Consider the following 21,343-nt stretch of genomic DNA (forward strand, 5'->3'; position numbering starts at 1 on the left):
ATGATTCATGCGTAAAAGTTCAATATCAGATTGATAAGAAAAATAGATTTTTCTGTACGGTTGCTGTGTTGGGGGTGTTAAAAAAGCAAATGCACCTTCGCGGCGGTCATAAGGGGGTGATGCGATGGTACTAGCATGGCGTGGCATATCTTACTGAAAGGCTTTCGTTAGGGTATCTTGTTGATTGGAAGACCTTTTCTTCTGCAATTCAACAAGATTGGGCTATGTATGGGAAAAAGACGGTATCGAAAGATTTCTGTGTGTATTTGGAACGATGCTAAATTTTTGGCGTTGTCGCATGATGCTAAGCTCGTGGTGTTTTTTATGCTTACGCATCAGGATTTGACGCAGCTTGGGGCCTTGCGGGCAACTATTCCGGGGCTTGCGTGTGAACTGGGGATGAAACTGGAAACCTTTGGCAAAGCTTTTGAGGAAGTGTTGCACCAAGGGATTGTGGAGTATGACGAAAAGCTGTTGTTCTGGTTTCCTAACTTTTTGAAGCATAACCTTCCTGAAAGCCCGAATGTGGTGAAAAGCTGGCATTACGGATACCGCCAGTTGCCGGAAACACCACTACGTTCGGAGATCCTCTTGGGCGTAAGGGAACTGGTAGCAACACTTACACAAGGCTTTCGGGAAGCTTTCACATGTACTTTTGCGGAAGAACTTGCGGAAACTTGTCCTAATCAGAGAGCAGAGAACAGGGAACAGGAGAAAGAAAAGAGAGTCGGTGACTCTCCGGCTCCCTCGTCACAACCCGCTTCACCCAATGCTTCCCCTGATACTTATTCACCTCCCAAACAGAATGTTCAGTCACTGAGCTCCTTTGCTGTGAAACCTAAAAACTTGTCTAACCCTTTTACTCCAATGAAAATTCACCCAACGTCACTAACGGAGCTACCCAATGAAACCTCCCCCCAAAACTTCCATGAATCCTCCCTAACTCCCGATAACCATAATCGCAGTCGAGAGGGCGTCCCTCTCGCGGGGATGCAAGGGGAAGCCCCCTTGCCCGCCGGAGGCAATAAATCTGCCGCAGGCAAAATAAGTGCCGTAGGCAATAAGCCAACCACAGACGATAAAAACATCGCAGGCGATATAAACACGATAGACAACAAAACAACCTCAGACATAAAAAATACCGAAGAAAATCCCTCTGCTTCAGGTGCTAAAACCTCACCCCCAAATGTGCTGGAACCCCGCATTCCATGCCCATATGAAAGGATTCGGGAAGCTTACAATGTGACGTGTACGAGGCTGCCAAAATGCAGAGAAATTACACCGTTAAGAAAGGCTCGGCTAAAATCTGTATGGAACTCTGGTTTAGACCGAAAAAATCTGGCATGGTGGGAACGTTATTTTGCCTTAGTGCATGAAAGCGCTTTTTTGGCAGGTGAAAATGATCGAGGGTGGACGGCAAACTTTGACTGGATTGTGAAGCCTGCCAATATGATAAAAATAGAAGAAGGTAACTATCTGCCTAAGCAGGGGAAGCCGCAGAAGGGGGCTGGTGTTAGTGCAACGAACCGCGCTGTGTATGAATCTATGATGCAGCGGGGATAGGGGATGGACTGGAATAATATTGCGGAACGTGACGTGTTCCTCCAACGTTTTTTGGGTCTGTGCGAGTTGTTCGGCGTTGCTGCTGACGAGTTTAAAACAGAATTGTATTTTCGGGCGCTGAATCGTTTTTCAGCGCAGGAAGTGGCACGGGGGATTGATAGAGCCATCACGCAGTGCCGTTTTTTTCCAAAGCCTGTGGAGCTGCTGGAGCTTATTCAGGGATGCCCTGAAGACATAGCCGAGGTGGAAGCGGGTAAGGTTATTGAAGCGGTAAAGCGTGTGGGGTCATGGAAATCTGTAGTCTTTGACGATGCTGTTACGGCTGCTGCTATTGAACAGGGGTTCGGCGGCTGGGTGAAGCTTTGCAGCGAAATGACTGCCAGAGATGAAAAGTGGTTCCGTAAAGACTTTTGCAAACTGTATGTCAGCTTTGCACGGCAGAATGTTCAGTTTAAGGGCGCGTTGGCAGGGCAGGCTGCCATTGCTAACGACGCGCACTGCAACGAGCATGAAGAGCCGGTGGCACTGGTGGGCAATGTGCGTAAAGCGCAGACGATGCTCGAAGCCGGAGTCATAAAGCAGGGAACCCCGATTGCCATGCTGACAGGCCGTGTCGGCAAAAAACTCGCAGTGGAGGCACTGGATGGGTAGTATCTATATTCCGCAACATTTTAGCATTGATGAGCTGCTGCCGCCGCCTGCTTTGCTACCTGCGTCCTTTGAGACTGTGTACCATAAGGATAAGGCCGCGCTGTTTCGTTTGTTCGATTACCGTATACTGGTAACACTGGACAGACTGCGTGAGCGTTATGGGGCGTGTTCGATTAACAATTGGCATAAATTTTCTGAAGTGGAATGGGTAGACGGCGTTCCTTCTATGTTTCGTTTTTCTGGCTGGCGACCTGTTGATTGTTGTGAAGGCGCGGCGTTGTCTGAACATAAGCTGTTTCGCGCTATGGATTGCAAATTCAGCCATACTACACCGGATGAGGTGTGGGATGAAATGCTTGTGGATGCTAATGCGCCGCAGTTTGAGTACATGCAGCGCATTGAAGCCTTTGGCGGTATGTCGTGGTTTCATTTTGATATGGGACAACACGCCCGTTACGGAAAGGCGATTTACGTAATCAGTAACCGCGGCGATCGTGCCGGTCTGCCAAGGCAGATTGAAAGGGTCGGCGGATAAAATCTCGGAACGCAGAACATGGCTGGTTCTGTCGATGAGGTAACGAATAAAAAGCCCCTGAAACGTTGTGTTTCAGGGGCTTTGCTGTGGTTTTATATGTGGGTATCTTTTTCTACTTCTGCCGGTTTACTCATTTTACGTTTGATAGTGATGTGAATTACTGTCGCAAGAATACCGATGGCAATGCCCGGGAATATGGCATCAGTAAATTGATTCAGACTGAAAAGGTGCTGAAAGATCAGTGTTCCAATGCCGATGTATACAACTAAAAGTAAAAATATAAGTCTCATGTGTGCTTCCTTAGGTAGCATGGTGCTATGGGGGGGACGAGGTGTGAGGATCGTCTCCTGTTTAAAATTTTTGCAAAGGCTTAGGCGCTAATCTCCATGCTAGTAGTCTATCTGCCGTGTTAGTCACACTATATTCTCAGTTAGGATGGTAAAGCGGAGAGTCGCTTCCGGTTGTGTGAATGTTTTTGTGCAGCTTAAGCCCAGTTTCGTGCTTGGTGGAAGGACGAGCAGAAGCTCTCGCGAAAATGTCTCTTCATCTATTGTTACGTGCACGTTTAGAGTTATTTCGAACTTTTTTTCATGATCCGGATTAATCAGATAGGCGATTCTGCCTGTGTTGTGCGCTCCGCAACAGCCATCGTATCTAAGAAAACATTGATGTTTGCTTTGATGATCTTGGGGTGATTGATTGTTGCATTTGTTTTTGCGGTCGTCACAGAGTACGCGATCAGCTTCTGTGAATCGCACTTTGCTTCCAAAGTCCTGAGATATTACATCAAAAATTTCTTGTGGAGTAAGGTGCTGCATATAGTTCCCTGCATTTGCCGCCAAAGGTTATGAGAGGATGTTCGAACCATGATTCTACAACAAGCTTTGGGTTGGTGGAATTGTTTTGTGGAAAAAATGTGGTGCTGCCGTGTGGGGTGACTGCAAAAAATAAAACCCTTGTTTGAGCTGGGGCAGGTTGTCGCTTGTGCGGGATTTGGAGAAATTTCGTATAAAAGTCAGGCTGTGGACGAAATGAAGCCGTGAGTGATGGTGACGTAGTTGACGTCGAGCCGACTAGACAAAATAGCCAAGTGGACTATATTAGTCATAACAAATTAGTTTATTAGCGCGGGCTGCGCTGTATATATTTTTCACGGAGAAGATGATGATCAAAACTCTTGAGCTTAACAACGTGGGGCCTTCCGAACATCTAGAAATAGAGTTCGGGGACAGACTCACCGTGTTTACGGGTGATAACGGCTTGGGAAAGAGTTTTGTTCTTGATGTTGCATGGTGGATGCTCACAAAGGAGTGGGCTGGCGAGATGGCAATGCCGGAATCGCTGATTACTGCTTCCTACAATAATAGTGACCAGCCGGAGCCGGTTATTCGCGGCCAATTTGATTCCATTAATAAAATGGATGTGGTGCAGCATTATGTTTTTCAGCCTCTGGGACAGGTGTGGAGCTGTAATTCGAATGAAGACGAACGGATTATAGAAGGCAACTCCCCGAGCGATTCTATTGTGCTGTATATGAAGTATGACGGAACCGTGGCTATGTATGATCCGGTTAAAGCGCAGGCAGATGAGTTTGCACGGGCGCTTGTACAGGAACGTGCGCGGCATTATGAAAACGTGAGCATTTCTTTTACGCAAAAGACTACCCGTATATATTCTCAAGCAGAACTTTGGAACGGTGTGCAGAAGCGCCGCAGGCAGGAGTTCAACGGTCTGATTGCAGACTGGGGCGACTGGCAGCGTGAAGACAGCTTTGCCTATGAGTGCTTGAAGAAGGGCGTACGTCATTTATCCCCGAAGGGTGAGCCGTTTTCCATTGGCAGTTTGCGCAGGGTTAAAGCAGACGACAGCCGCAAGTTTCCTACAATCAAGTCTGAGTTCGGCAAAGAAACCCCACTCATCTATGCATCAGCAGGTATCCGCAAAATTTTATCTCTTCTTTATGCTATGACATGGGTATGGAATGAGCACATTGAGCTGTGCGAAAAGTACAACATGAAGGCAGCCTCAAAAATTGTTCTCATGATCGATGAGGTGGAAGCGCATCTGCATCCGCAATGGCAGCGAAGTATTTTGAAATCTCTCGAATCCGTCATGGGCAGCCTGCTCACAGGGTACGATGTTTCTACGCAGCTTATTTGTACTACACATTCTCCGTTGGTTCTGGCGTCCCTTGATCCTATTTTTGATGAAGAGGAAGACGCGCTCTATACTTTTGATATGAACAAAGAAAAGTGTGAAATAGAGTTGAAAAAAGAGGAATGGGTACGACGCGGATCTTCTGCAGCGTGGCTTACAAGCCCTGTTTTTGGATTAGAGACAGACTCTTCAGAACAGCGTGAAGAAGCGATTAAAGAGGCTAGGCTGGCAGTGCGTAACCGCGTTAGCGAAGCAGAGGCCCAAGTTGTTCATCAAAAACTGGTTGCCGCGTTGCATCAGGCCGACCCGTTCTGGTCATTCTGGCGTACCCGTGCAGAGAAACGGGGCTGGAATTTATGATCCCAGTGACCCGCGCTCCGGAGCCAGGAAGTTTCAATAAAAAAGTCAGAAAGCCGGGGAGAATGTTTTTAAGGCGTCACCATGTCAAACAGGGTGATCCTCCACCTGCAAATTTCCCATGGAGAAGGTTCTGGAGTCGAGCCATACCCATGCTCCATAGAAGCTACCACGATATTTGTGCGTACCTTGGCGTCTATCTCGATCCAGATACCGACGGTTCAGGAAACCGCGAAGGCAGCGTAGAGCACTTTATTCCGAAAGCGCAGAATGCATGGCAGGCATACGAGTGGCGGAACTATCTTCTTGCGGACAGGCGCGTAAATTCCAGCCGTGGACAGGAGACGTTGACGTGTCCGTATGATTTGGATTTCTATCCCTTTGAGCTGATGCTGGATACCGGCATGATCGCGGTTTCTGAAGAACTGACAATGGAGCAGGAAGACAAGGCTTACGAGATTTTGGATGCCTTGAGTCTGGATAAAGAAATGTACGACATAGAACGCGCAGAGTATTACGCTCGCTATAAAGATCGCACCCGTGATGATGCCCTTACAAACGCTCAGATTGCCCGCTACGCTCCATTTATCTGGTATGAGATACGACGGCAGGGTTTTGTTGTTAATGAGAAGAAGAGGCGCAAGTAACGCGACCAGTGCGGCCTGTTCGAATAAGCAACCAGTTCGAATAAGCGACTGGACGAAGATAAAAGAAAAACTCTCATCAGTTGATGGGAGTTTTTTTTTGTGATCGCATCACCTGATTAGGTGACGGCAAGCGAGGGCGCGTGGTAGCTGCTCTGGTTACGTGTGGAGTTGCTTGAGCGCTATTGGGTTTTATATAAATTCGGTTAATGCAAAATGTAACTAGCCATCGAAAACATACGAAAAAAGCCCTGCTAATTTGTCTGCATCCTGTGAGAAGGGCAGGCAAATTAGCAGGGCTTTTTCTTTCTCTTTTCTAGCTCAGGATTTTTGTTGCAAGGAGTTTCTGGATCCCCACAACGTCGCTGCCTTTTTTGAGCTCTTTTTTGATTGGCGCATGGCGACCGGAAACCCACAAGGTGAGTTCTGAGTCCATGTCGAAATGGCCTGCGGTTTCAACGGAGAAAGTGCTGATCGATTTGTATGGAATGGTCAGGTAATCAACTTTTTTACCGGTCATACCTTGCTTGTCGATCAAAAGAAGGCGTCCTGAAGTAAATATATACATGTCCCGGATTACTTTGAAAGCGCGTTCAATCTCTTCGCCTTCAACCATAATCGGCTCTAAATCTTTATATAGTTTTTTAGCATCAACTTCGGATGCATTGCCTAATAAGGCATCAAAAATTCCCATAGTATTCTCCTAATAATCTGCGGAATAAGCAGCGAGAACCTATAGTCAAAATTGTTTTAAAAGAAAACCTATAAAATTATTTAAAAAAGCCCTTACAAGTTACTGTAAGAGCTTTTTACATTCGTATGTGGAAAGTAAAAAAGTCCTCTACAATTAAGCAGAGGACTTTTTATTGTTACGCTTTGTCTGCTGCGGCAATATTTAATGAAATATTTGGGCAAGCATATTCTGATACAAGCTCTGCTACTGCAAAGTTGGTTTCGGACATGTTTGCAATAACTTTTAAGCTGGAACCGGATTCGTTTGCAACAGTGAGGAGCTGTTCAAGCTCTTCTGGAATGATGTCGCAGGTGGAAACAGTTAATGATGAGCCTTTGGAAAGTAGAAGTATTAACTTATTAATTGGGTATTCCACTGTAGTCTCTCTGTTTTTTTAAGCACATGATGATGCATGTAGTCTTATAGGAAATTTGTATAATTTGTAGCAAACAATATTGCTATGCTTGAAACTTTTTTTAGCGTGTGAGTACACTCGGTATCTATTAAAAAACTCTATCGTTTTTTCTGTGCCCGTCAAGCATACGAATAAATATCTGGAACAGAGCTTTATTGCTCCTCTCGTTTTTGTCTAGCGTATGAATAAGTTGTGAAAAAACATCTGTGGGTTGTATCGTCTCCACTAAATTTTACAAAGAGAGTAGGCGGAGTTTGCTATACTTTACAGGCAGAACTGTCAGGGTAAGGATAGGAAGATGCATACAATACGAAAAAGGAATCTTTTGCTATAAGCCAAAAGACGATGTTTCTACTTTGAATAACTGACTAATTATTCGGTGTTGTTATGCTTTTTTATACATGATAGTTGATTCACCCCTTAGCGAAGACTGTCTTCATCAACTAATTACAAAGGATATTGCAATGTATGATTATGCTCCCAGTCATAGTGACTGGATTGAGAGAATGGATTCTTTTATGCGTTCAGGCAGAACGTTGGAAGGAACATTCGAGGAACATTCAATCAGCATTTGCCCTGATGAAAAGAAAGTATCCTACGGTGTGAAAGTTGATGGCTGGCTCGTGAGTTCTAGTCGGGAAGCTGCAACTGTTTTGTCTTTCATAATTGAAGCTTATGAAGAAACGATTATTGAAGAAGAGATTGAAGCTGAAAGAGAAGATGCGATAGAATTGGCTAAAGACTGGGCAAAAAGTGAAGCCTTGAAGGCAGACAAAAAGCCTGAAGATGTTGCCAAGGCTATTTTGGAAGCTGCTGTAAATGCGGAGTCTGAAGCATATGAAGTCGACCCCGAAGAGATAACAGCTCTTGTAGCTGAGAGAATAGAAGAGATTCTTGATGCTTGCGAAAGCGAATAGACAATAGAATGTAATTAAGAAGCCCCCTAGTACGGTAGGGGGCTTTTTTTATTAGGTACGCCTAGTTGTGCGGTAACATGTGTTACCGTACTTCTTTGTTCTACTTACTACCTGTTATTACATAATTGGTTTCCAAACATTAGCTTTTGCTAATTGGAGCATACATATTTTAGCATTGCTCAGAGTGGTCCAATATACATAACTTCCAGCTAAATTTGCGCCTTCAAGGTTTGCGTTAGTTAAATTAACGTCCTGAAGATCGCAGTTAGCAAGAGTAGCGTGTTGTAAGTTGCAACTATGTAAATTGTATCCACTCAAGTTCTTTTCAGATAAATCGGCAGAAGATAGATCTGGTTCTACTTCCGGGTACTCGTTTCTCCAGTTGTTCCAAGCTCTTGATCCATTTGACAGCAGTTCAAAATGGGATTGTCTCATTTTTATGACCTCATATTTTAGTAGAAACACTAACTCAGATGTTACAAGCACTGTTTGCATGTAAAATAAGTGCAAATTCAATGTGTAAGTGTCTAATCGGATGCAGTAGAAAAAATGTTATAGTCAAAATCAATTTTTTTACTATACGCAGTGCTAAACTTATAATGCATGTCAAAAAACTAACATCATTAAATCTTTTACTGTGAATTTATAACCAACATTATTTATTCACGAATTTAGTGCTGTAGGGTGAGAGTGAGAAGCTAAAAAAAGTTAGTAAATACACCTAAACTTTTTTTTACATTTTTCTGTTTAGAGTGATTGCTCTTTTTTAAGCTTTTTATGTGCAAAGCAATGCAAAAATGGAAAGCGTTTAGAGCCTAAAACGCAAGAAAGCCTAGGCGGCTGGGCTTTTGCTATGCCTTGTGCATTGTGCGTTGTGCTGTGTTAGATTTTTGACAGCGGCTAAAATAAAAAGCTCATAACCTTTTAAAAGTTATGAGCTTGTTTTTTTGAAGTAATGTGAGAAACGTAAAGCTATGGTCTAGCTTGGTTCGTCTTCTGCTGTTTTAGTCATAAAGCAATCTGGAACAGAGAGTTTCCAGTGAATCGCAGCAGAGCGAATCCCAAAAATGGTGACTATACAGATAGATCCCAATGTAGCTCTGTGTTCAGGGAAAATGTGAGTGACAATAGAATAGAGTATGCAGCCTGAGAGTACAGGCGTTGCATAGAGTTCTCGTGTCATAATGAGTGTTGTACGCCCCGCAACCACGTCACGGGTTACACCGCCCCCGACAGCTGTAATAACACCCAGTAAGATAGGGCCAACAGGCATCGCAAAGTCTAGTGCAGAAACTTTATCCATTGCCTGTATCGCAAAAAGAGATACACCAAGTCCATCGATGTACAACATAAGTGAATAGATGAATCTTCGCTTGAAAAAGGGAGTCGCTGCAAACGTGATTAGGCTTGAAACAAGACCAACCCAAATGTAGTTCAGGTCGTTTGCCCAAAAGACGGGTACATCAAGAATTAAATCTCTGATGGTGCCGCCGCCAATGGCTGTGATAACTCCGAGTACGCATGCGCCGAATAAAGCGATGCGTTGTCTGGAAGATTCAAGCACAGCAGTTATTGCAAAGGCCGCAGTTCCTATCATCCCAAGTGTGTAACTTACTATATCCATCCGTTTTTCCTTCCGCAATGTGCCAGCACATGCAAATTGTGGCATGAACAGTTGGGTACCTTTGGTTGTATGAGGTAAAGCTGTTCATCATTATGTTGTCATCGGTAAATCTTACGGTGTTCCAGTGCCTGCGTTGCAGCAGGGCACCCGTTACCAACAGTTTCATTGCAGTGCGAATACGGCGCACTTCATGGTGTTGGTTTATATTGCCCACAGATTCTTCAATGTTTTATTTTACAGGGTCACTTGTAGGTTGTTCTTTTTATTCACGTTGAACTCATCATGAATTTGTTGGAAAGGACTGCGTCCGTTAACAAAACAAGTTGCGATGGTGCAAGTGTTTTTGTGCTGAGAATGAAATTTTCTGTTCTAGGATGGGGATAATTGCCACAAAAAGTATTGTCTATATCATAAGTTACGAGTGAGTTGATTGCTGAGGACAGAGGAATAGTTTTGATTGGATCGATAGGTAGTTCCCTATCGATTTGGTAGACAGCGAGGTGAGAGTTTTATCGGAAAATGCGTTGTTGGTGAGGCTATGGAGGTTGTGCCCGTTGCGGCGGTGTGAAGTTCTTTTTTATCAGCTACAAAGGGAGGATAATTCCTCTCCGATAGCAGGTAAATTGCGAATGTTTTTAATCTCTTATAATCGCAATCATGATTATCATCTTGTTTTCTCTCTATTTTTTGAGACGATAATAGTGTGGAATAACTTTTTACCAGGAGGCAGGTATGCCTACCATTAAAAATAATTCCCTTATTGTTCCAAGAAAAATGCAGTATCGCGAGAAGTATGACCCAAAAGTGCAGGAGACTTTTTTCTACCATATCCTGCCCGGCACCTATCCTATCCAGATGGCGTGGACTACCGCTTATGTTCATGCTGATATCATGGTTGAAGACGGAACTACCCACACAGGAACCGTTACCCACCTAGCTGTGCCTCTCTATGAGGTTATCTACTCATCAGTTCATCGAGAAGCATAGTTCAGACACTACGTTTGACGTGATCGTACGCAGCACTTGATCTTATATATTCAGTCCTAATATTCTGTCGATTCTTAGAGCGGCAACCGAGCATGAAAGAGGTACCAGAATGATTGTTTTCAATTACATTCCGGCACCTCTTTTTGTAACTCTGCCTGTATTCAATGATGGGAAGAATTCGGCGATAACTACCCAGAGTTAATATTCATCCTCCAATCCATGGAAAAGGCCGTAGAAGACTTCGCCGCCACTTCGACGGAATGGAAGAACGGGTTAGAGAATAGAATAAAATTTGAAAGCAAATAAGAGGCCCTCTGTCAAATTGATAGGGGCTTTATTTTATTATGCCATTAAGTTGCCAGAACTTCTTATAGGGAAAATTTGCATTTTGGTTTGTAAGCTTCCTTTAAAAAGACACACGCCCAAATAGAGTTTACTGCAACCTTCGTCTGAATCAAAAACGCAGAGCAAAGAAAGGGCTTCTAAAGCGGATAAAATAACTTCCCTGGTGGAAGTTACAATGAGGAGCGCCCACAAAGCCTTCTCGACGGGCTTACCGCGTCAGAATTTCTATCTATTAACGTAGAAAATTCTAATTTTGAACTGTCAGCTTGATGGAAGAGTTTACAACAACTGCTTTCCTATTGATTTCGATAGTATTACGGCATTTGTTTTTCTATTATATCTCTCAATAAGTGATCTTAATATATCAAATTAATTAACATTTATTACAGGAGAAAAGTAATGCCTACCCAAATTCATACAGAAGACATTTTATCACATATCGTTATTGAAGAAAATGCAGAGAAAACTTTAGACCAGACTCTATCAAATGTTGAAGGATGTATGACGATTCTTAATGCAGGAATCGGTAGTATTAAACTGTGTTATGAAGTGCATGGTAATAGTGTTACTGTTTCTGCGAAAGCGTGTACGTCTGTGAAAGACTTCTCACTTGGCAGTGCTACATTATCAATTGGTGCATGTGAGACATTGTCAGGTAAGGTGAAAGTTCTTTTTGCTTGGGCAAAAGGGGAAGTAAAGGTTTGCTTTACGAAAGATTTTTATTTGACCTATGAGGCAAAACTTAGTGCCTCTGGCGCAGGAAGTGTCTCAACTTCCGGTAAAATTCATCTGATTTAGAGTTGGCGCTGAATTTTAGTCTTGTTTGAAATGGGGCTTCAGTGAGAGCTGAAGCCCTTTATTGTTCCAGAGCTACTCATTCTAATATGATTTAGAATGAGAGCTTTCCTTCATTTTCCCGAATCCTCTAATTTCAGCAAGTTCGGTACATCTTGATTCATGTTTAAATTGTTCAGATATCTTTCTGGCGTAGATTGTCATGTCAATTTAAACACTTGATTCAATCCGAATTATTTCAAGAACTTCATGGTTGTTCGAAAATAAAGTTTATTTTTGGAGTGGTCGTTTTTAAAAAATAAAAAGGGTGTTAACCGACTGGTTAACACCCTTTTCTTATTCACTATATGGCGGAGAGGGAGGGATTCGAACCCTCGTTAGGCTTTGAGACCTAAGCACGATTTCGAGTCAATCCAAGCAATTTGCTATTCATACAAAATCTAGGAATAGCGAGGGCTGTAGCGGAATAACAGATTGTCTAAAGTAGTCTGTTTTAAACTCTACCGAGTCAAAATCGAGTCGCAAGCAACTTCTCTAATTTTTAAAATCAGTTTCGTATTTATGCATTTTGCAAATGTCTTCTAACTCATAGGAAGGAGCACATGTTGCATTGTATTTGGCAAGCAATAAAGCTGCGAAGGCTTTGTCTTGAACTCTGTTAGTAAGATATTGCATTAGATTATAGTATTGAGTTGGGTATGAAATGGCATAAAGCTTTTCATCATGATCCGGATTACCGACTTTTTGGGCAATGTTTACGGGAGTATCAAGTGGGGTAAGTAAAATGTAATTACGAATAGATGGTCCTCGCACTTCAACTGCTTTTAGTTTCCCATTTGCCGTCTTAACTTCCTTCATTGCATAGAATTTACTGGTCTTATTGATATTGTCGGTTAATGAGATTGAATAAAAAGTGATGGACTCATCGGTTTTAGTGGGAAAGTTCCATATTATTTCAGCTGGCTTATTTTCTTGCTTAGGAATGGTCTTGGTTAAATGATATAGCTGAGCGATTCTTTCTTCCTCTTCAGACTTAAAGCAAGCTGGAGTATCTGGGTGACGGTTCAAGTAGTTACTGTTGATGTTTGGAGCACTAGTCGTTGTTGTTAATATATGAGGATTAAGTTGCTTTAAATCAGTTACTTCTCCAGCCTTAATAAGATTGGAAAGATCATCGTTGCATATACATCCCGTCGTACTCATGCCATGATCTGACCATTTAAGAGTGTAAATATCTTCAGAGTAATGAGAAACAGAAGCTACAGCTCCTGTGTTTATGACACGTTTTTTTTTGTAACGTCTATGGTTGATGAGGTCTTTTCTAGAGTTGAATAACACATGTTTTCTTATGAAAACGTAGTGTTGCATTGATCCCAGTTTTGAGGAGAACTTATTTCTAGAGATTACTTCAGGCTGAAGGTAAATTGTAATTCCGTCTTGAGTTAGAACTTTATGATAGATCGATTTATCTGGAGAAATCTCTGGCGGAAGTATTTCGGCTTTGTTTGGATCATAGTCAAAAAGTAAGAACATATATGGGATGAATGTATAGTAAGTTCGGTTTTTTTCTTTGTCCCATATGACTCCAGTAGCATTTTCGTATGTATAATGAGCGCTTTGCAATAATCCGTCGTGATGGTTTTGCGCCTGTGATGCGATGGTGCTTGCGATGCAGAAAGTCATCACTACAAGTTGTAGGCAACATTTTGTTATATTATTGTTAATTCGCATTGGATGTATCCTCAAATACGCTACGAAGTTTTTCTTTCATACATTCTTTTGCAGCACTTATAGTCGCCGAATATCCATTTTTTACGTCAATAATCGCAATCGCGTACTCTGAGCTATGAGGAGTAGTTTTTAAATTGTATAATATTTGAGCATTATTAACTAATAAGTCTGATGTAGGTGCAGTTTCTTGGCAATAGCTTGTTAAAATATAAAGGGAGTCGATGAAGTTATCATGAGCTATTTTAAAGGCTGAAAGCACTTGGCCCGGAGGTTGACCCTGAAAGTTGGTTCCTTCGATGGGAAGTGCGACAGCAAGTAGCTTGCTATAGGCGTCATCTACATTTTCCATTCTTGTTGAGATCGTGTTTGCTTCAAATTGTGCATAATGCTCCAATGTTGTTTTAGCACGCTGATGGTCGTCATAACTATCTTGAATGAAATAGAAACCTAGAAGCATTACAATGAGCGGTATAGTAACGTTAGTGAGAGCAGATAAAAGAACAGTGCTGAAGGACAGGCGAATCGGTTTCATTTCTCACTCCTATTATTTTATTTTATATAATTATTTTAATGATAACGATTTTTGAATCGAATGATAATTATTATGGAAGAGAGACTTTTAAGTAAAAAACGGGAAGTTAGATTGCACTGTTCGTATTCAACAGATGCTACCTATTTGAATTGTAATAAAAAGGGCTTCATCCTGTTGGATAAAGCCCTTAAGTATTATGATGAGCAACAAACTACGTTCCTTTTTCTTCCAACTCCTCCAGCGTGAGCAGGTGCGGAACGTCCCGATCTACGGCGAGGTCATGCAAGTATCGCTCTGTAGTAGAGTGGTTCATATGCCCCAAGAATGCTTGAATTTGATAAGAGGTTGCTTGTCTACTATCTTTAAGCCGTGTTGCTACGTGGTGGCGTATTCCGTGAGCAGTGAATTTGGACACCTTTGCCTTGTGGCAGTTCCTAGAAAATAGACCAACTAGAAAGCTTCCGGAGCGCGGTTGCGGGTTCCCGTATCGTGTTGGAAAAACCAGATCAGCGGTGCGGCGTTGGTTTCTTCTTTCAAGCATTTCTCTAAACGCTGGCGAAATAGAGAGCGTTCGCGGCTCATGATTCCCTCTTTTTCGCTTTCGCGTGTAGAGCGTAATGGTGTTCAGCTCAAAATCTATGTCATCCCATTTTAGATTCGTAATCTCGCCTATCCGTGCGCCAGTGTAGTAGAGCGCATCTATCCAGTCTCGTTCTTCATCAGTCGCAACCTCTCGAACCTTTAGAATGTCTCCCAGTGTTGGGACATGTCGAATAAATTTTTCCTCTGGAAAAGGCTCGGCAGCCCTCCAAGGATTTTTTTGGATATGGTTTCGACGTATCGCCCAGTTCCAGAGGATTGAAAGTTCTTTGCAATGCCTGTTAGCAGTCTTGCCACTGGCGGCTTGTTTCAGGTGTACAAGGTAGTTTTCAATTGTTGAATCTGGAAGCTCCTCAATAATAAAATCGCCTCCTAGAAACTCCAGAAGGCGATTAATTACGGTGCGCTTGTATGCGAAAGTCTGAGCTTGCCGTCGTTCCTGCATGAAGTCGAGATAACCGTTAGCCACAAAGCCGAAGCTCGTGCCTGTCGGGGTTTTCATAGTACGTTTTCTTGTTTCCGTCTGTTCCCACTGACGAGCCACTTTTTTGGTTAGAAACCCTCGTTTTGTTTTGACCACGGCTCCGTCCAGATACAGAACGGCCTTGTAACGTCGCCCCTTCTTGGTTTGGTAGGCTGTTACGGACATCGAATCCTCCATTTTCATATAGATAGGCAATCACATCGGCAGGGATGAACCGTGCGCCTTTGGCGTTTCTTCCGGTACCCACGTAAAAGTGAGGCCATTGTTTCCATACACCAGCCAGACTACCTTTGCTCATTTTAACAAGCTCGGCCATTTCATCAAGATTAGCAATAGGGGGAAGTTGTTGTGTGGTAATTGAGTGGTGCATGGTGACTCCAAAATTCAAGAGCTATGGTTAGTGGTCAAAGTCGCAGGTAAATTTTTCGCCGCATTCAGGGCAGTAAACTTCTTGGTCTTTTAAAAAGAGAATTGAGAAGTCGTTTGGTCTGTCTTCCCAAAAATCGCATTCGGTAAGCAGATCCACTTCTTCGTTGCAGTGTGGACAATTAACATTGAGTTCAAGCGTCCAATCTGCTGTTAGCTTTTCTGCCATGCTTAACAACCCCTCGGCATACAGCGGGTGCACCATACGCCGTGGTTGTTGCTGGTGTGTACTTCGCCTTCGCAGATTAGGTGACCGCAGCAGTCGCAGTGGGCAATTACCGGAATACCTGCAACTGTATCTACTTCGAGATAGTAGGGTGAGTTGTGCAGATTGCCTCGAAATTGTTCGGCAAGGCCGGAGAGTTCGAGCTGACCTGTTTGATTCAAAATTGTTGCTACCATTTTCTTTGCTCCTTTGGTTATGCCGGATGCATTCCCGTTGCATCCGGCGCAGTGTATGGAGGGGGAAGCTAGGCGATAACTTTTACTTCTTCCGGCAGGTTTTCGCGGAGCCAGTCAGCAATGGATTGCATAGCGGTGATCTTCCATGCGCCGCCGTCGGCTTCGATAAGAGCGCATTTTGCGCCGTTCTCGCCGCCTTTAAAACGGAGCGTCATTTTTCGACCGGGCTGAGCAACCTCTGTGAATGTGGAGAACGGATAAAGAATTACAGGGTTTGGCACTTCGGTTAATTCTTTAGTAACTACACCAGCGCGAGTTGTGACGTTCTGCTTCATACCGTCGTCCTGCTGCTGTACTTCTGCAGAAGTAGAGATATTGCCGCAGACTTGAATTACGTCGGTCAGGTGGTCGCCTTCCGTCTCTACAAAGCAGGACTGCATGTATGGCAGGAATTGCTCTGGAGAGTGGTACTCAGGGCGTGTAGCACTGGAGAACATATGCACTGGAACAATAGCTTCGGCTTGCATGAACGTAGGGCGTTGCTTGTGCGGGCCGTATGGAACGGAGCGGATAAGTACGGTGTCGTGGCTTACGACATGCACCATGAGTTCGTCGTAATCGAGCTTGTCGGGATTGCTTTCGAGATAGTCTTTCAAGCCTGTGAGAGTGTGGATGTGCAAGCTTTCGGCTTCCGGTTTGTAAAGCTTGTTCCAGTTGCCTTTGATGTATGGGCGGCCTTCGTGCTCGTGCACAACGAAAGCATTTTCGTTTTTCAGCTCTTCGCGCGCCAGTTCCTTGCCAGTGTTAATGAGGAGTTCCGCAGTTTCAAATGTATTGCTTTCCATGGTTATTTCTCGAAGTAGTTAGAGGGTGAGGTTAGTTTGCGTTCGCAGCCGATCTGAACGGAGTTACGTTCTCAGCTATGGGCGCGGTCTTTTCGCCAGAGGATGTGCTTTTCTGGTCAATTGGCAGCTCGTTCTGATTTGGATTCATGTATTCAGAAGCAGTGGCTATTCCGTCGCTGTCGGTGCCAATGTTTACGTGTGCAGATACCGCAGCCTGAGAAGCTAGTTTCTTTTCAACAGCAATGCTTACTGGTGAACTTGCGCGGTCTTGTGCTGGTTTAAATTCGATTTTCATAACCACAGAACGCTTTGCTGTGGCGTTTGTGTTCGGATCAAGGACGTTTGCCCATACTTCTTCAAGGGCGTTGTTCACCATCTCAACAGCGGCTCCGCCTTTAAGACTTTCGAGGGTTACTTCGTAACTCATAATTCCTTACCTCGTTAAAATTTCGCCATAACTGAGCAGGGCAGCAAAGCTAAGTGCCAAAATGCCAGCTATGAACAGGCGGTTAATAAAAGCCGTCGTAGGCCATTCTTTTGATCTGCTTGCGTACATGCAGCCCTCTCGTTTTTTAGTGGTGCAGCCTTACAGCCGTTATTTTGCAAGGCTGCACCGCAGCTAGTCAGCATTCTTACCAGTATCACCAATAGCCATATCCATTGCACCGCTATGCGTATGCCGCAGACATGCACCCAAGAAGTGACGGACTAACAACGGTGCTATACTCGCGTTGCGTTTGGTCTTTTTTCTTTCGGTGTGAAGAAAGGTTAGCGCACGGTAACTTTCCATGTCAACAAAAAAGTAAACGCGCGGTAACTTTTTTGATAAAAATAATGCCACAGTGAAAGTGGCAGATTGAGAAAGAACAAAAAAAGCCCCCCCGCCGGAGCGGGGGGGGCAAGGAGAAGGAGATTGATCTAGATTCCACTTCAACCTTAGGGGTCTTTGTCGTATGACTATAATCCTACGACAAAATTCTTATAGGAAAATTGAAATGTTATGCGTCATAAGCGAGTGCCCGCTCTTTTAATTGATCAGCAAACTGGAAAATTTCGTTAAGCTGCTCAATTGGGTGGCGAGTTTCATTTTTGTCGTCATCTAATAAGCCAAGGTATTTTTGTGTAGTATTAAAGTGTAATCTGCAAAGTGGCTTGCGATTGTTATCATCAAGTAAAATGCCGCAGTAGGACTTTCGATCGCGCATGATAACGCGTTCTGGCGCGATTACTTGAGATAAAATTGCTTTAACAGTGAGGTAGCCTTCGATTTCTTCCTCAGTGGTTATAATTTCGGAATCAGAGTCTGCTGGCTCAACGTCATCTGCAGGGGCAGAGGTGGCTTCTTCTGGCTGAGTTGGTTGTTCAGCAGGCTGGTTGATAACAGGTTTTGCACCACCAAACATTGCTGACTGCAAACGTTCTTGAATTACATCATTAATATGACCTTCGAGAGCGGCGGTTACGCGTTCTTTGAAGTCTTCAACAACATTAGCGCGCATAGAGCCAGAGTACACTTTAGAAGCAAAATGTTTAATAAATGCGTCTGTAGGTTCAGCTAATTCTTGCTTGAAAAGCTTTTTGATTTCACGAGTATATTTGAGGTTTTGTGCTGCACAAAGTGCAGTGTCTACGTCAAACTTGTCGTTAGTAAGTTTTTTGAGATCTTCGAGCAGGGACTCATCAAAGTGGTTGAAGTCGATGTCCATGAAAGGTTTTTCGTCCATGACATTTGGCTTATCGAGATCAGAGAAGAATTTGTAGCGGACTCCATCAGTTAAGATGCCAACTCTTGCAGATGAAATATTGTGAAAATAGCGGTGGAGCTGAGCAGCTTTGCCTTCGTCTAATGGATCACCAATGTTTTTGCATTCAATAAGCATAATTGGATTATCATCTTTGACGATAGCGTAGTCTACTTTTTCACCTTTTTTTGTACCAATGTCGGCAGTAAACTCTGGCACAACCACGCGTGGATCAAAGGCATCGTATCCTAGCGTCTGCAAAAATGGCATAACAAGCGCACTCTTAGCGGCTTCTTCAGTATTAATATGGCCACTCATGCTTTCCACTCGATCTGTGAAGCGTTGGATGTGATCTGCAAAATCCATTGATGTGTCCCCCCTTGGGGTTTTCTATTTAGTTTCAGTTTGGATAAGCTTGTCAGCTTTTTTGAATAAAATTGATGCGCCCACTTCCACAGCACTGCAAATATTATGAAGAGCAGCTCCAGTAATTGGAGTTTGAGCAGTGAATATATTGCTAATTTGAGATTCAGTTAATCCGGTTTTCTTCGCAAGATTTGAAACAGATAGGTCTGCGTCTTCTGATGCTTGTTTAAGAACCGTCGCTAACGCTTTGTCAAAGCAAGTGATCTCAAGTGGTGGTATGCTGTGAGGAACCCCCATTAACTCAGCGTAGGGAATGTGAAGTGCTTTGGCGTAGCGTAGCATATCACCAAAGGTAGTGCGTTCGCCCCCACGATCTTCACTAAGCCAGCGACTCACAGCAACTTTCGTTACTCCAAGTTTTTTGGCAATCGAAAGCTGAGTGCTACCAGCGGCATACTCTTGACGGATTTTATCCATAATAACTGCCCATGCTTGGGCATTTTCTGGGTCGTATTTAACCATACGTTCTTTACTAAGTGGCTTTGAGTAACCGTGTGTTAACTTTTTTGATTGCTTCATGGTGTAACCTCGTGGTATCTTTCTCGGCATGACAAACGTTATTGAACAATTACGGCAGGAAAAGGGGCTTACTTTTGCCGCTCTTGGCAGGGAGTGTGGACTCACTAAGACCGCAGTTCTTCGGCATTGTAAGGGTGAGCGTAATATCGGAGCCGAAGCAGCCTTACGTTATCACGTAAAGCTCGGCATCCCTTTGCAGAATTTACGCCCTGACTTGTATTAGGGACAAAGAATTGGATTGATACCGCACTATAACATTTGGTGTCAAAAGGTGCACAGATAATGTGTGCGTGTATATTCACTGATTAGATCGAAAAGGTGGAGTCTATGGTTATGCTTGAGCCGTGGGAACTTATGAGTGCGTCAAAAGATGTGCTTGGTATTTCTGCGCTAGAACGAATTTTGAAGGTTGGTCACAACCAAATATATCGGCAAGTGCGAAACCCAGAGTTTTCGGAAGACTGTGTGCGTTCGCCTATCCAGAGAATCCGGACGTTGACCTATGAACTGGATCAACGAGGAGAGCGTGAGCTTGCAGAAGGCATTCTCAACTACATGGCAGAAGGTGCAGACATGCACGTAACGCCGAACAGTTGTAAGCAGCCGGATAAGGACAGCATCGAGGGCGAGTGTTTAGACGATTACCCGCCGCTTATGGAACTGCACGAAGCAATTCGAAATGGTGCGGATCTGCGAGAGCTTGAACGGCTTGCAGAACATGCGAAGTCAGAAATTGAAGAGACTGTTACCGCCGTGAGGATGGAGCGGGAAGGGTAAAAGAAAAGCACCCAGTGCTGTCACACTGAGTGCTTCTGTACAAAAACTCAACTTGGGGGTTAAGTCCGTGCATTATGCCGCAAAGCAGCACTGTGCGCAAGAAATTAACTCGCAACGCAACAAATTTAGTGAGTAAATTCATGACTAAACGGCGTTACCGTAAAATATCTGTGTGCATTTGGAATGATGCAAAGTTTATGGCCCTGTCTAACGATGCAAAGCTGATTGTTTTCTTCATGCTTACGCATCCGGATCTGACTCAGCTTGGAGCGTTACGGGCAAATGTTCCCGGTCTGGCGTGTGAGCTTGGTATGGAGTTGGAAGCCTTCACGAAAGGCTTTGAGGAAGTCTTAACGCAAGGGATTGTTAAGCACGACGGGAAGCTGCTCTTTTGGTTCCCCAACTTCTTACGGTACAACCTGCCGGAGAGTCCCAACGTGGTTAAGAGCTGGCATTATGGATACATGGAGCTGCCAGAAAGTGAGCTTCGCACAGACATACTTGTTGGCGTTAAGTCGTTGGTAGACGGACTCTCGCAAGGCTTTCGGGAAGCCTTCCTTAAAACCTTTGCGGAAGAGCTAACGCAAGCTTCCCTTAATCAGAGAACAGAGAGCAGAGAACAGAGAGAAGATAATACATACGTCAAAAGCCCTGACGAATCGGAATCCGATTCTGGTGTGCATATCGAATCCGAACCAGAACCGATTTCTGAATCTGAAGCCGTGAAGGGTAAAACCAAGGCGCAGGAAGAAGCCGAATTTTTCGACGACGTAGCTGCAATGTACAACCGTGTGCTCGTGGATGAACAGCCGGAAGGCAGAGCATTACCGAAGCTGATTAAGCTTGATGGTAAGCGTAAGGGCATGATCCGAGCACGTATGAAGGCGGATTCTCAATTCCGCACACTCGAGGGCTGGGAAAAGTATTTCCGTCTCGTAGCATCCTGCCCGTATCTCATGGGCGAAGTGAACGAATGGACTGCACAGTTCAACTGGCTGCTGAACGTGGGCAACATGCTCAAAGTCCAAGAGGGCAATTACCTGCCGAAACAGGGCAAGGGTAATGCTAAAAAGGCAGGCTCCGTGAGTAGAAATAATCAGGACGTGTATAAAGCTTTGATGAGCAAGGGAGCGTAG

At 43.9% G+C, this 21,343-nt stretch carries 26 protein-coding genes; 11 read left to right on the plus strand and 15 right to left on the minus strand.

The genetic code is table 11. The annotated features are described in order from the left end of the window. Window positions 1–180 precede the first annotated feature (180 nt). The 3 genes from MKHDV_RS06160 to MKHDV_RS06170 are packed head-to-tail and all read left to right on the plus strand — an operon-like array spanning window position 181 to window position 2,749. A complete protein-coding gene (locus MKHDV_RS06160) occupies window positions 181–1,563 on the plus strand; it encodes a hypothetical protein (RefSeq protein ID WP_160713352.1) in 1,383 nt (460 codons plus the stop codon). 3 nt (window positions 1,564–1,566) lie between these two features. Further along, window positions 1,567–2,214 (plus strand): DUF6475 domain-containing protein, encoded by a 648-nt coding sequence (locus MKHDV_RS06165; RefSeq protein WP_160713354.1) that lies wholly within the window; start codon window positions 1,567–1,569, stop codon window positions 2,212–2,214. Beyond that, on the plus strand, window positions 2,207–2,749 hold the full coding sequence (locus tag MKHDV_RS06170; protein ID WP_160713356.1) for a hypothetical protein: 543 nt from the start codon (window positions 2,207–2,209) through the stop codon (window positions 2,747–2,749). The genes MKHDV_RS06165 and MKHDV_RS06170 overlap by 8 nt, the downstream gene beginning before the upstream one ends. A 92-nt stretch (window positions 2,750–2,841) precedes the next feature. On the opposite strand, the gene MKHDV_RS06175 is transcribed toward MKHDV_RS06170, so the two are convergent. Continuing rightward, a complete protein-coding gene (locus MKHDV_RS06175) occupies window positions 2,842–3,039 on the minus strand; it encodes a hypothetical protein (RefSeq protein ID WP_160713358.1) in 198 nt (65 codons plus the stop codon). An 874-nt stretch (window positions 3,040–3,913) separates the two neighbouring features. On the opposite strand from MKHDV_RS06175, the gene MKHDV_RS06180 reads away from it, so the two are divergent. Further along, a complete protein-coding gene (locus MKHDV_RS06180; RefSeq protein ID WP_160713360.1) occupies window positions 3,914–5,266 on the plus strand; it encodes an AAA family ATPase in 1,353 nt (450 codons plus the stop codon). Window positions 5,267–5,415: 149 nt separating this feature from the next. Beyond that, complete coding sequence (locus tag MKHDV_RS06185) at window positions 5,416–5,910, plus strand: hypothetical protein (protein WP_160713362.1); 495 nt, start codon at window positions 5,416–5,418, stop codon at window positions 5,908–5,910. A 313-nt stretch (window positions 5,911–6,223) separates the two neighbouring features. On the opposite strand, the gene MKHDV_RS06190 is transcribed toward MKHDV_RS06185, so the two are convergent. Together MKHDV_RS06190 and MKHDV_RS06195 are read right to left on the minus strand one after the other, a co-directional pair. Further along, window positions 6,224–6,601: a PH domain-containing protein gene (locus MKHDV_RS06190; RefSeq protein WP_160713364.1), complete on the minus strand. Its 378-nt coding sequence runs from the start codon at window positions 6,599–6,601 to the stop codon at window positions 6,224–6,226. 175 nt (window positions 6,602–6,776) lie between these two features. After that, complete coding sequence (locus MKHDV_RS06195) at window positions 6,777–7,016, minus strand: hypothetical protein (RefSeq protein WP_160713366.1); 240 nt, start codon at window positions 7,014–7,016, stop codon at window positions 6,777–6,779. A 545-nt stretch (window positions 7,017–7,561) separates the two neighbouring features. Here MKHDV_RS06195 and MKHDV_RS06200 point away from each other — a divergent pair. After that, window positions 7,562–7,972 (plus strand): hypothetical protein, encoded by a 411-nt coding sequence (locus tag MKHDV_RS06200; protein WP_216846869.1) that lies wholly within the window; start codon window positions 7,562–7,564, stop codon window positions 7,970–7,972. A 117-nt stretch (window positions 7,973–8,089) separates the two neighbouring features. Here MKHDV_RS06200 and MKHDV_RS06205 read toward each other — a convergent pair whose 3' ends face one another. Both MKHDV_RS06205 and MKHDV_RS06210 read right to left on the minus strand, forming a co-directional pair. Then, window positions 8,090–8,407, minus strand: a complete 318-nt coding sequence (locus MKHDV_RS06205) for a pentapeptide repeat-containing protein (protein WP_160713370.1) — start codon at window positions 8,405–8,407, stop codon at window positions 8,090–8,092. A gap of 544 nt (window positions 8,408–8,951) precedes the next feature. Further along, on the minus strand, window positions 8,952–9,596 hold the full coding sequence (locus tag MKHDV_RS06210) for a trimeric intracellular cation channel family protein (protein WP_160713372.1): 645 nt from the start codon (window positions 9,594–9,596) through the stop codon (window positions 8,952–8,954). A gap of 732 nt (window positions 9,597–10,328) precedes the next feature. Here MKHDV_RS06210 and MKHDV_RS06215 point away from each other — a divergent pair. Next, window positions 10,329–10,583, plus strand: a complete 255-nt coding sequence (locus MKHDV_RS06215) for a hypothetical protein (protein WP_160713374.1) — start codon at window positions 10,329–10,331, stop codon at window positions 10,581–10,583. Between the two features lie 744 nt (window positions 10,584–11,327). Continuing rightward, window positions 11,328–11,726: a hypothetical protein gene (locus MKHDV_RS06220; RefSeq protein WP_160713376.1), complete on the plus strand. Its 399-nt coding sequence runs from the start codon at window positions 11,328–11,330 to the stop codon at window positions 11,724–11,726. A gap of 531 nt (window positions 11,727–12,257) precedes the next feature. Here the strand turns inward: MKHDV_RS06220 and MKHDV_RS06225 are convergent. The 10 genes from MKHDV_RS06225 to MKHDV_RS06275 all read right to left on the minus strand — a co-directional run bounded on the left by MKHDV_RS06225 (window position 12,258) and on the right by MKHDV_RS06275 (window position 19,430). After that, on the minus strand, window positions 12,258–13,454 hold the full coding sequence (locus tag MKHDV_RS06225; protein ID WP_160713378.1) for a hypothetical protein: 1,197 nt from the start codon (window positions 13,452–13,454) through the stop codon (window positions 12,258–12,260). Beyond that, window positions 13,444–13,986, minus strand: a complete 543-nt coding sequence (locus MKHDV_RS06230; RefSeq protein WP_160713380.1) for a hypothetical protein — start codon at window positions 13,984–13,986, stop codon at window positions 13,444–13,446. The genes MKHDV_RS06225 and MKHDV_RS06230 overlap by 11 nt, the downstream gene beginning before the upstream one ends. 211 nt (window positions 13,987–14,197) lie before the next feature. Continuing rightward, window positions 14,198–15,088: a site-specific integrase gene (locus MKHDV_RS06235; RefSeq protein WP_160713382.1), complete on the minus strand. Its 891-nt coding sequence runs from the start codon at window positions 15,086–15,088 to the stop codon at window positions 14,198–14,200. Next, on the minus strand, window positions 15,048–15,440 hold the full coding sequence (locus tag MKHDV_RS06240) for a hypothetical protein (protein WP_160713384.1): 393 nt from the start codon (window positions 15,438–15,440) through the stop codon (window positions 15,048–15,050). The genes MKHDV_RS06235 and MKHDV_RS06240 overlap by 41 nt, the downstream gene beginning before the upstream one ends. 27 nt (window positions 15,441–15,467) lie before the next feature. Beyond that, entirely contained in the window at window positions 15,468–15,665 is a 198-nt protein-coding gene (locus MKHDV_RS06245; protein WP_160713386.1) for a hypothetical protein, read from the minus strand. 2 nt (window positions 15,666–15,667) lie between these two features. After that, window positions 15,668–15,898 carry a hypothetical protein gene (locus MKHDV_RS06250; protein ID WP_160713388.1) on the minus strand — a complete coding sequence of 77 codons (231 nt, stop codon included), beginning with the start codon at window positions 15,896–15,898 and terminating at the stop codon, window positions 15,668–15,670. Window positions 15,899–15,966: 68 nt separating this feature from the next. Continuing rightward, window positions 15,967–16,743: a hypothetical protein gene (locus tag MKHDV_RS06255; protein WP_160713390.1), complete on the minus strand. Its 777-nt coding sequence runs from the start codon at window positions 16,741–16,743 to the stop codon at window positions 15,967–15,969. 31 nt (window positions 16,744–16,774) lie between these two features. Further along, window positions 16,775–17,170, minus strand: coding sequence for a hypothetical protein (locus MKHDV_RS06260; protein ID WP_160713392.1), 396 nt, complete (start codon window positions 17,168–17,170; stop codon window positions 16,775–16,777). Between the two features lie 571 nt (window positions 17,171–17,741). Continuing rightward, the gene (locus MKHDV_RS06270; protein WP_160713396.1) at window positions 17,742–18,851 is read right to left on the minus strand and encodes a type I restriction endonuclease; all 1,110 of its coding nucleotides are present in this window, start codon (window positions 18,849–18,851) and stop codon (window positions 17,742–17,744) included. 24 nt (window positions 18,852–18,875) lie between these two features. Next, window positions 18,876–19,430: a helix-turn-helix domain-containing protein gene (locus MKHDV_RS06275; RefSeq protein WP_160713398.1), complete on the minus strand. Its 555-nt coding sequence runs from the start codon at window positions 19,428–19,430 to the stop codon at window positions 18,876–18,878. A 28-nt stretch (window positions 19,431–19,458) separates the two neighbouring features. Between MKHDV_RS06275 and MKHDV_RS06280 the strand changes: the two genes are divergently transcribed. The 3 genes from MKHDV_RS06280 to MKHDV_RS06290 all read left to right on the plus strand — a co-directional run bounded on the left by MKHDV_RS06280 (window position 19,459) and on the right by MKHDV_RS06290 (window position 21,343). Beyond that, complete coding sequence (locus tag MKHDV_RS06280) at window positions 19,459–19,653, plus strand: helix-turn-helix transcriptional regulator (protein ID WP_160713400.1); 195 nt, start codon at window positions 19,459–19,461, stop codon at window positions 19,651–19,653. A gap of 104 nt (window positions 19,654–19,757) precedes the next feature. After that, window positions 19,758–20,207, plus strand: coding sequence for a hypothetical protein (locus tag MKHDV_RS06285; protein WP_160713402.1), 450 nt, complete (start codon window positions 19,758–19,760; stop codon window positions 20,205–20,207). Window positions 20,208–20,347: 140 nt separating this feature from the next. Beyond that, window positions 20,348–21,343: a hypothetical protein gene (locus tag MKHDV_RS06290; protein ID WP_160713404.1), complete on the plus strand. Its 996-nt coding sequence runs from the start codon at window positions 20,348–20,350 to the stop codon at window positions 21,341–21,343.

It is taken from the genome of Halodesulfovibrio sp. MK-HDV (assembly GCF_009914765.1).
Classification (GTDB): Bacteria; Desulfobacterota; Desulfovibrionia; order Desulfovibrionales; family Desulfovibrionaceae; genus Halodesulfovibrio.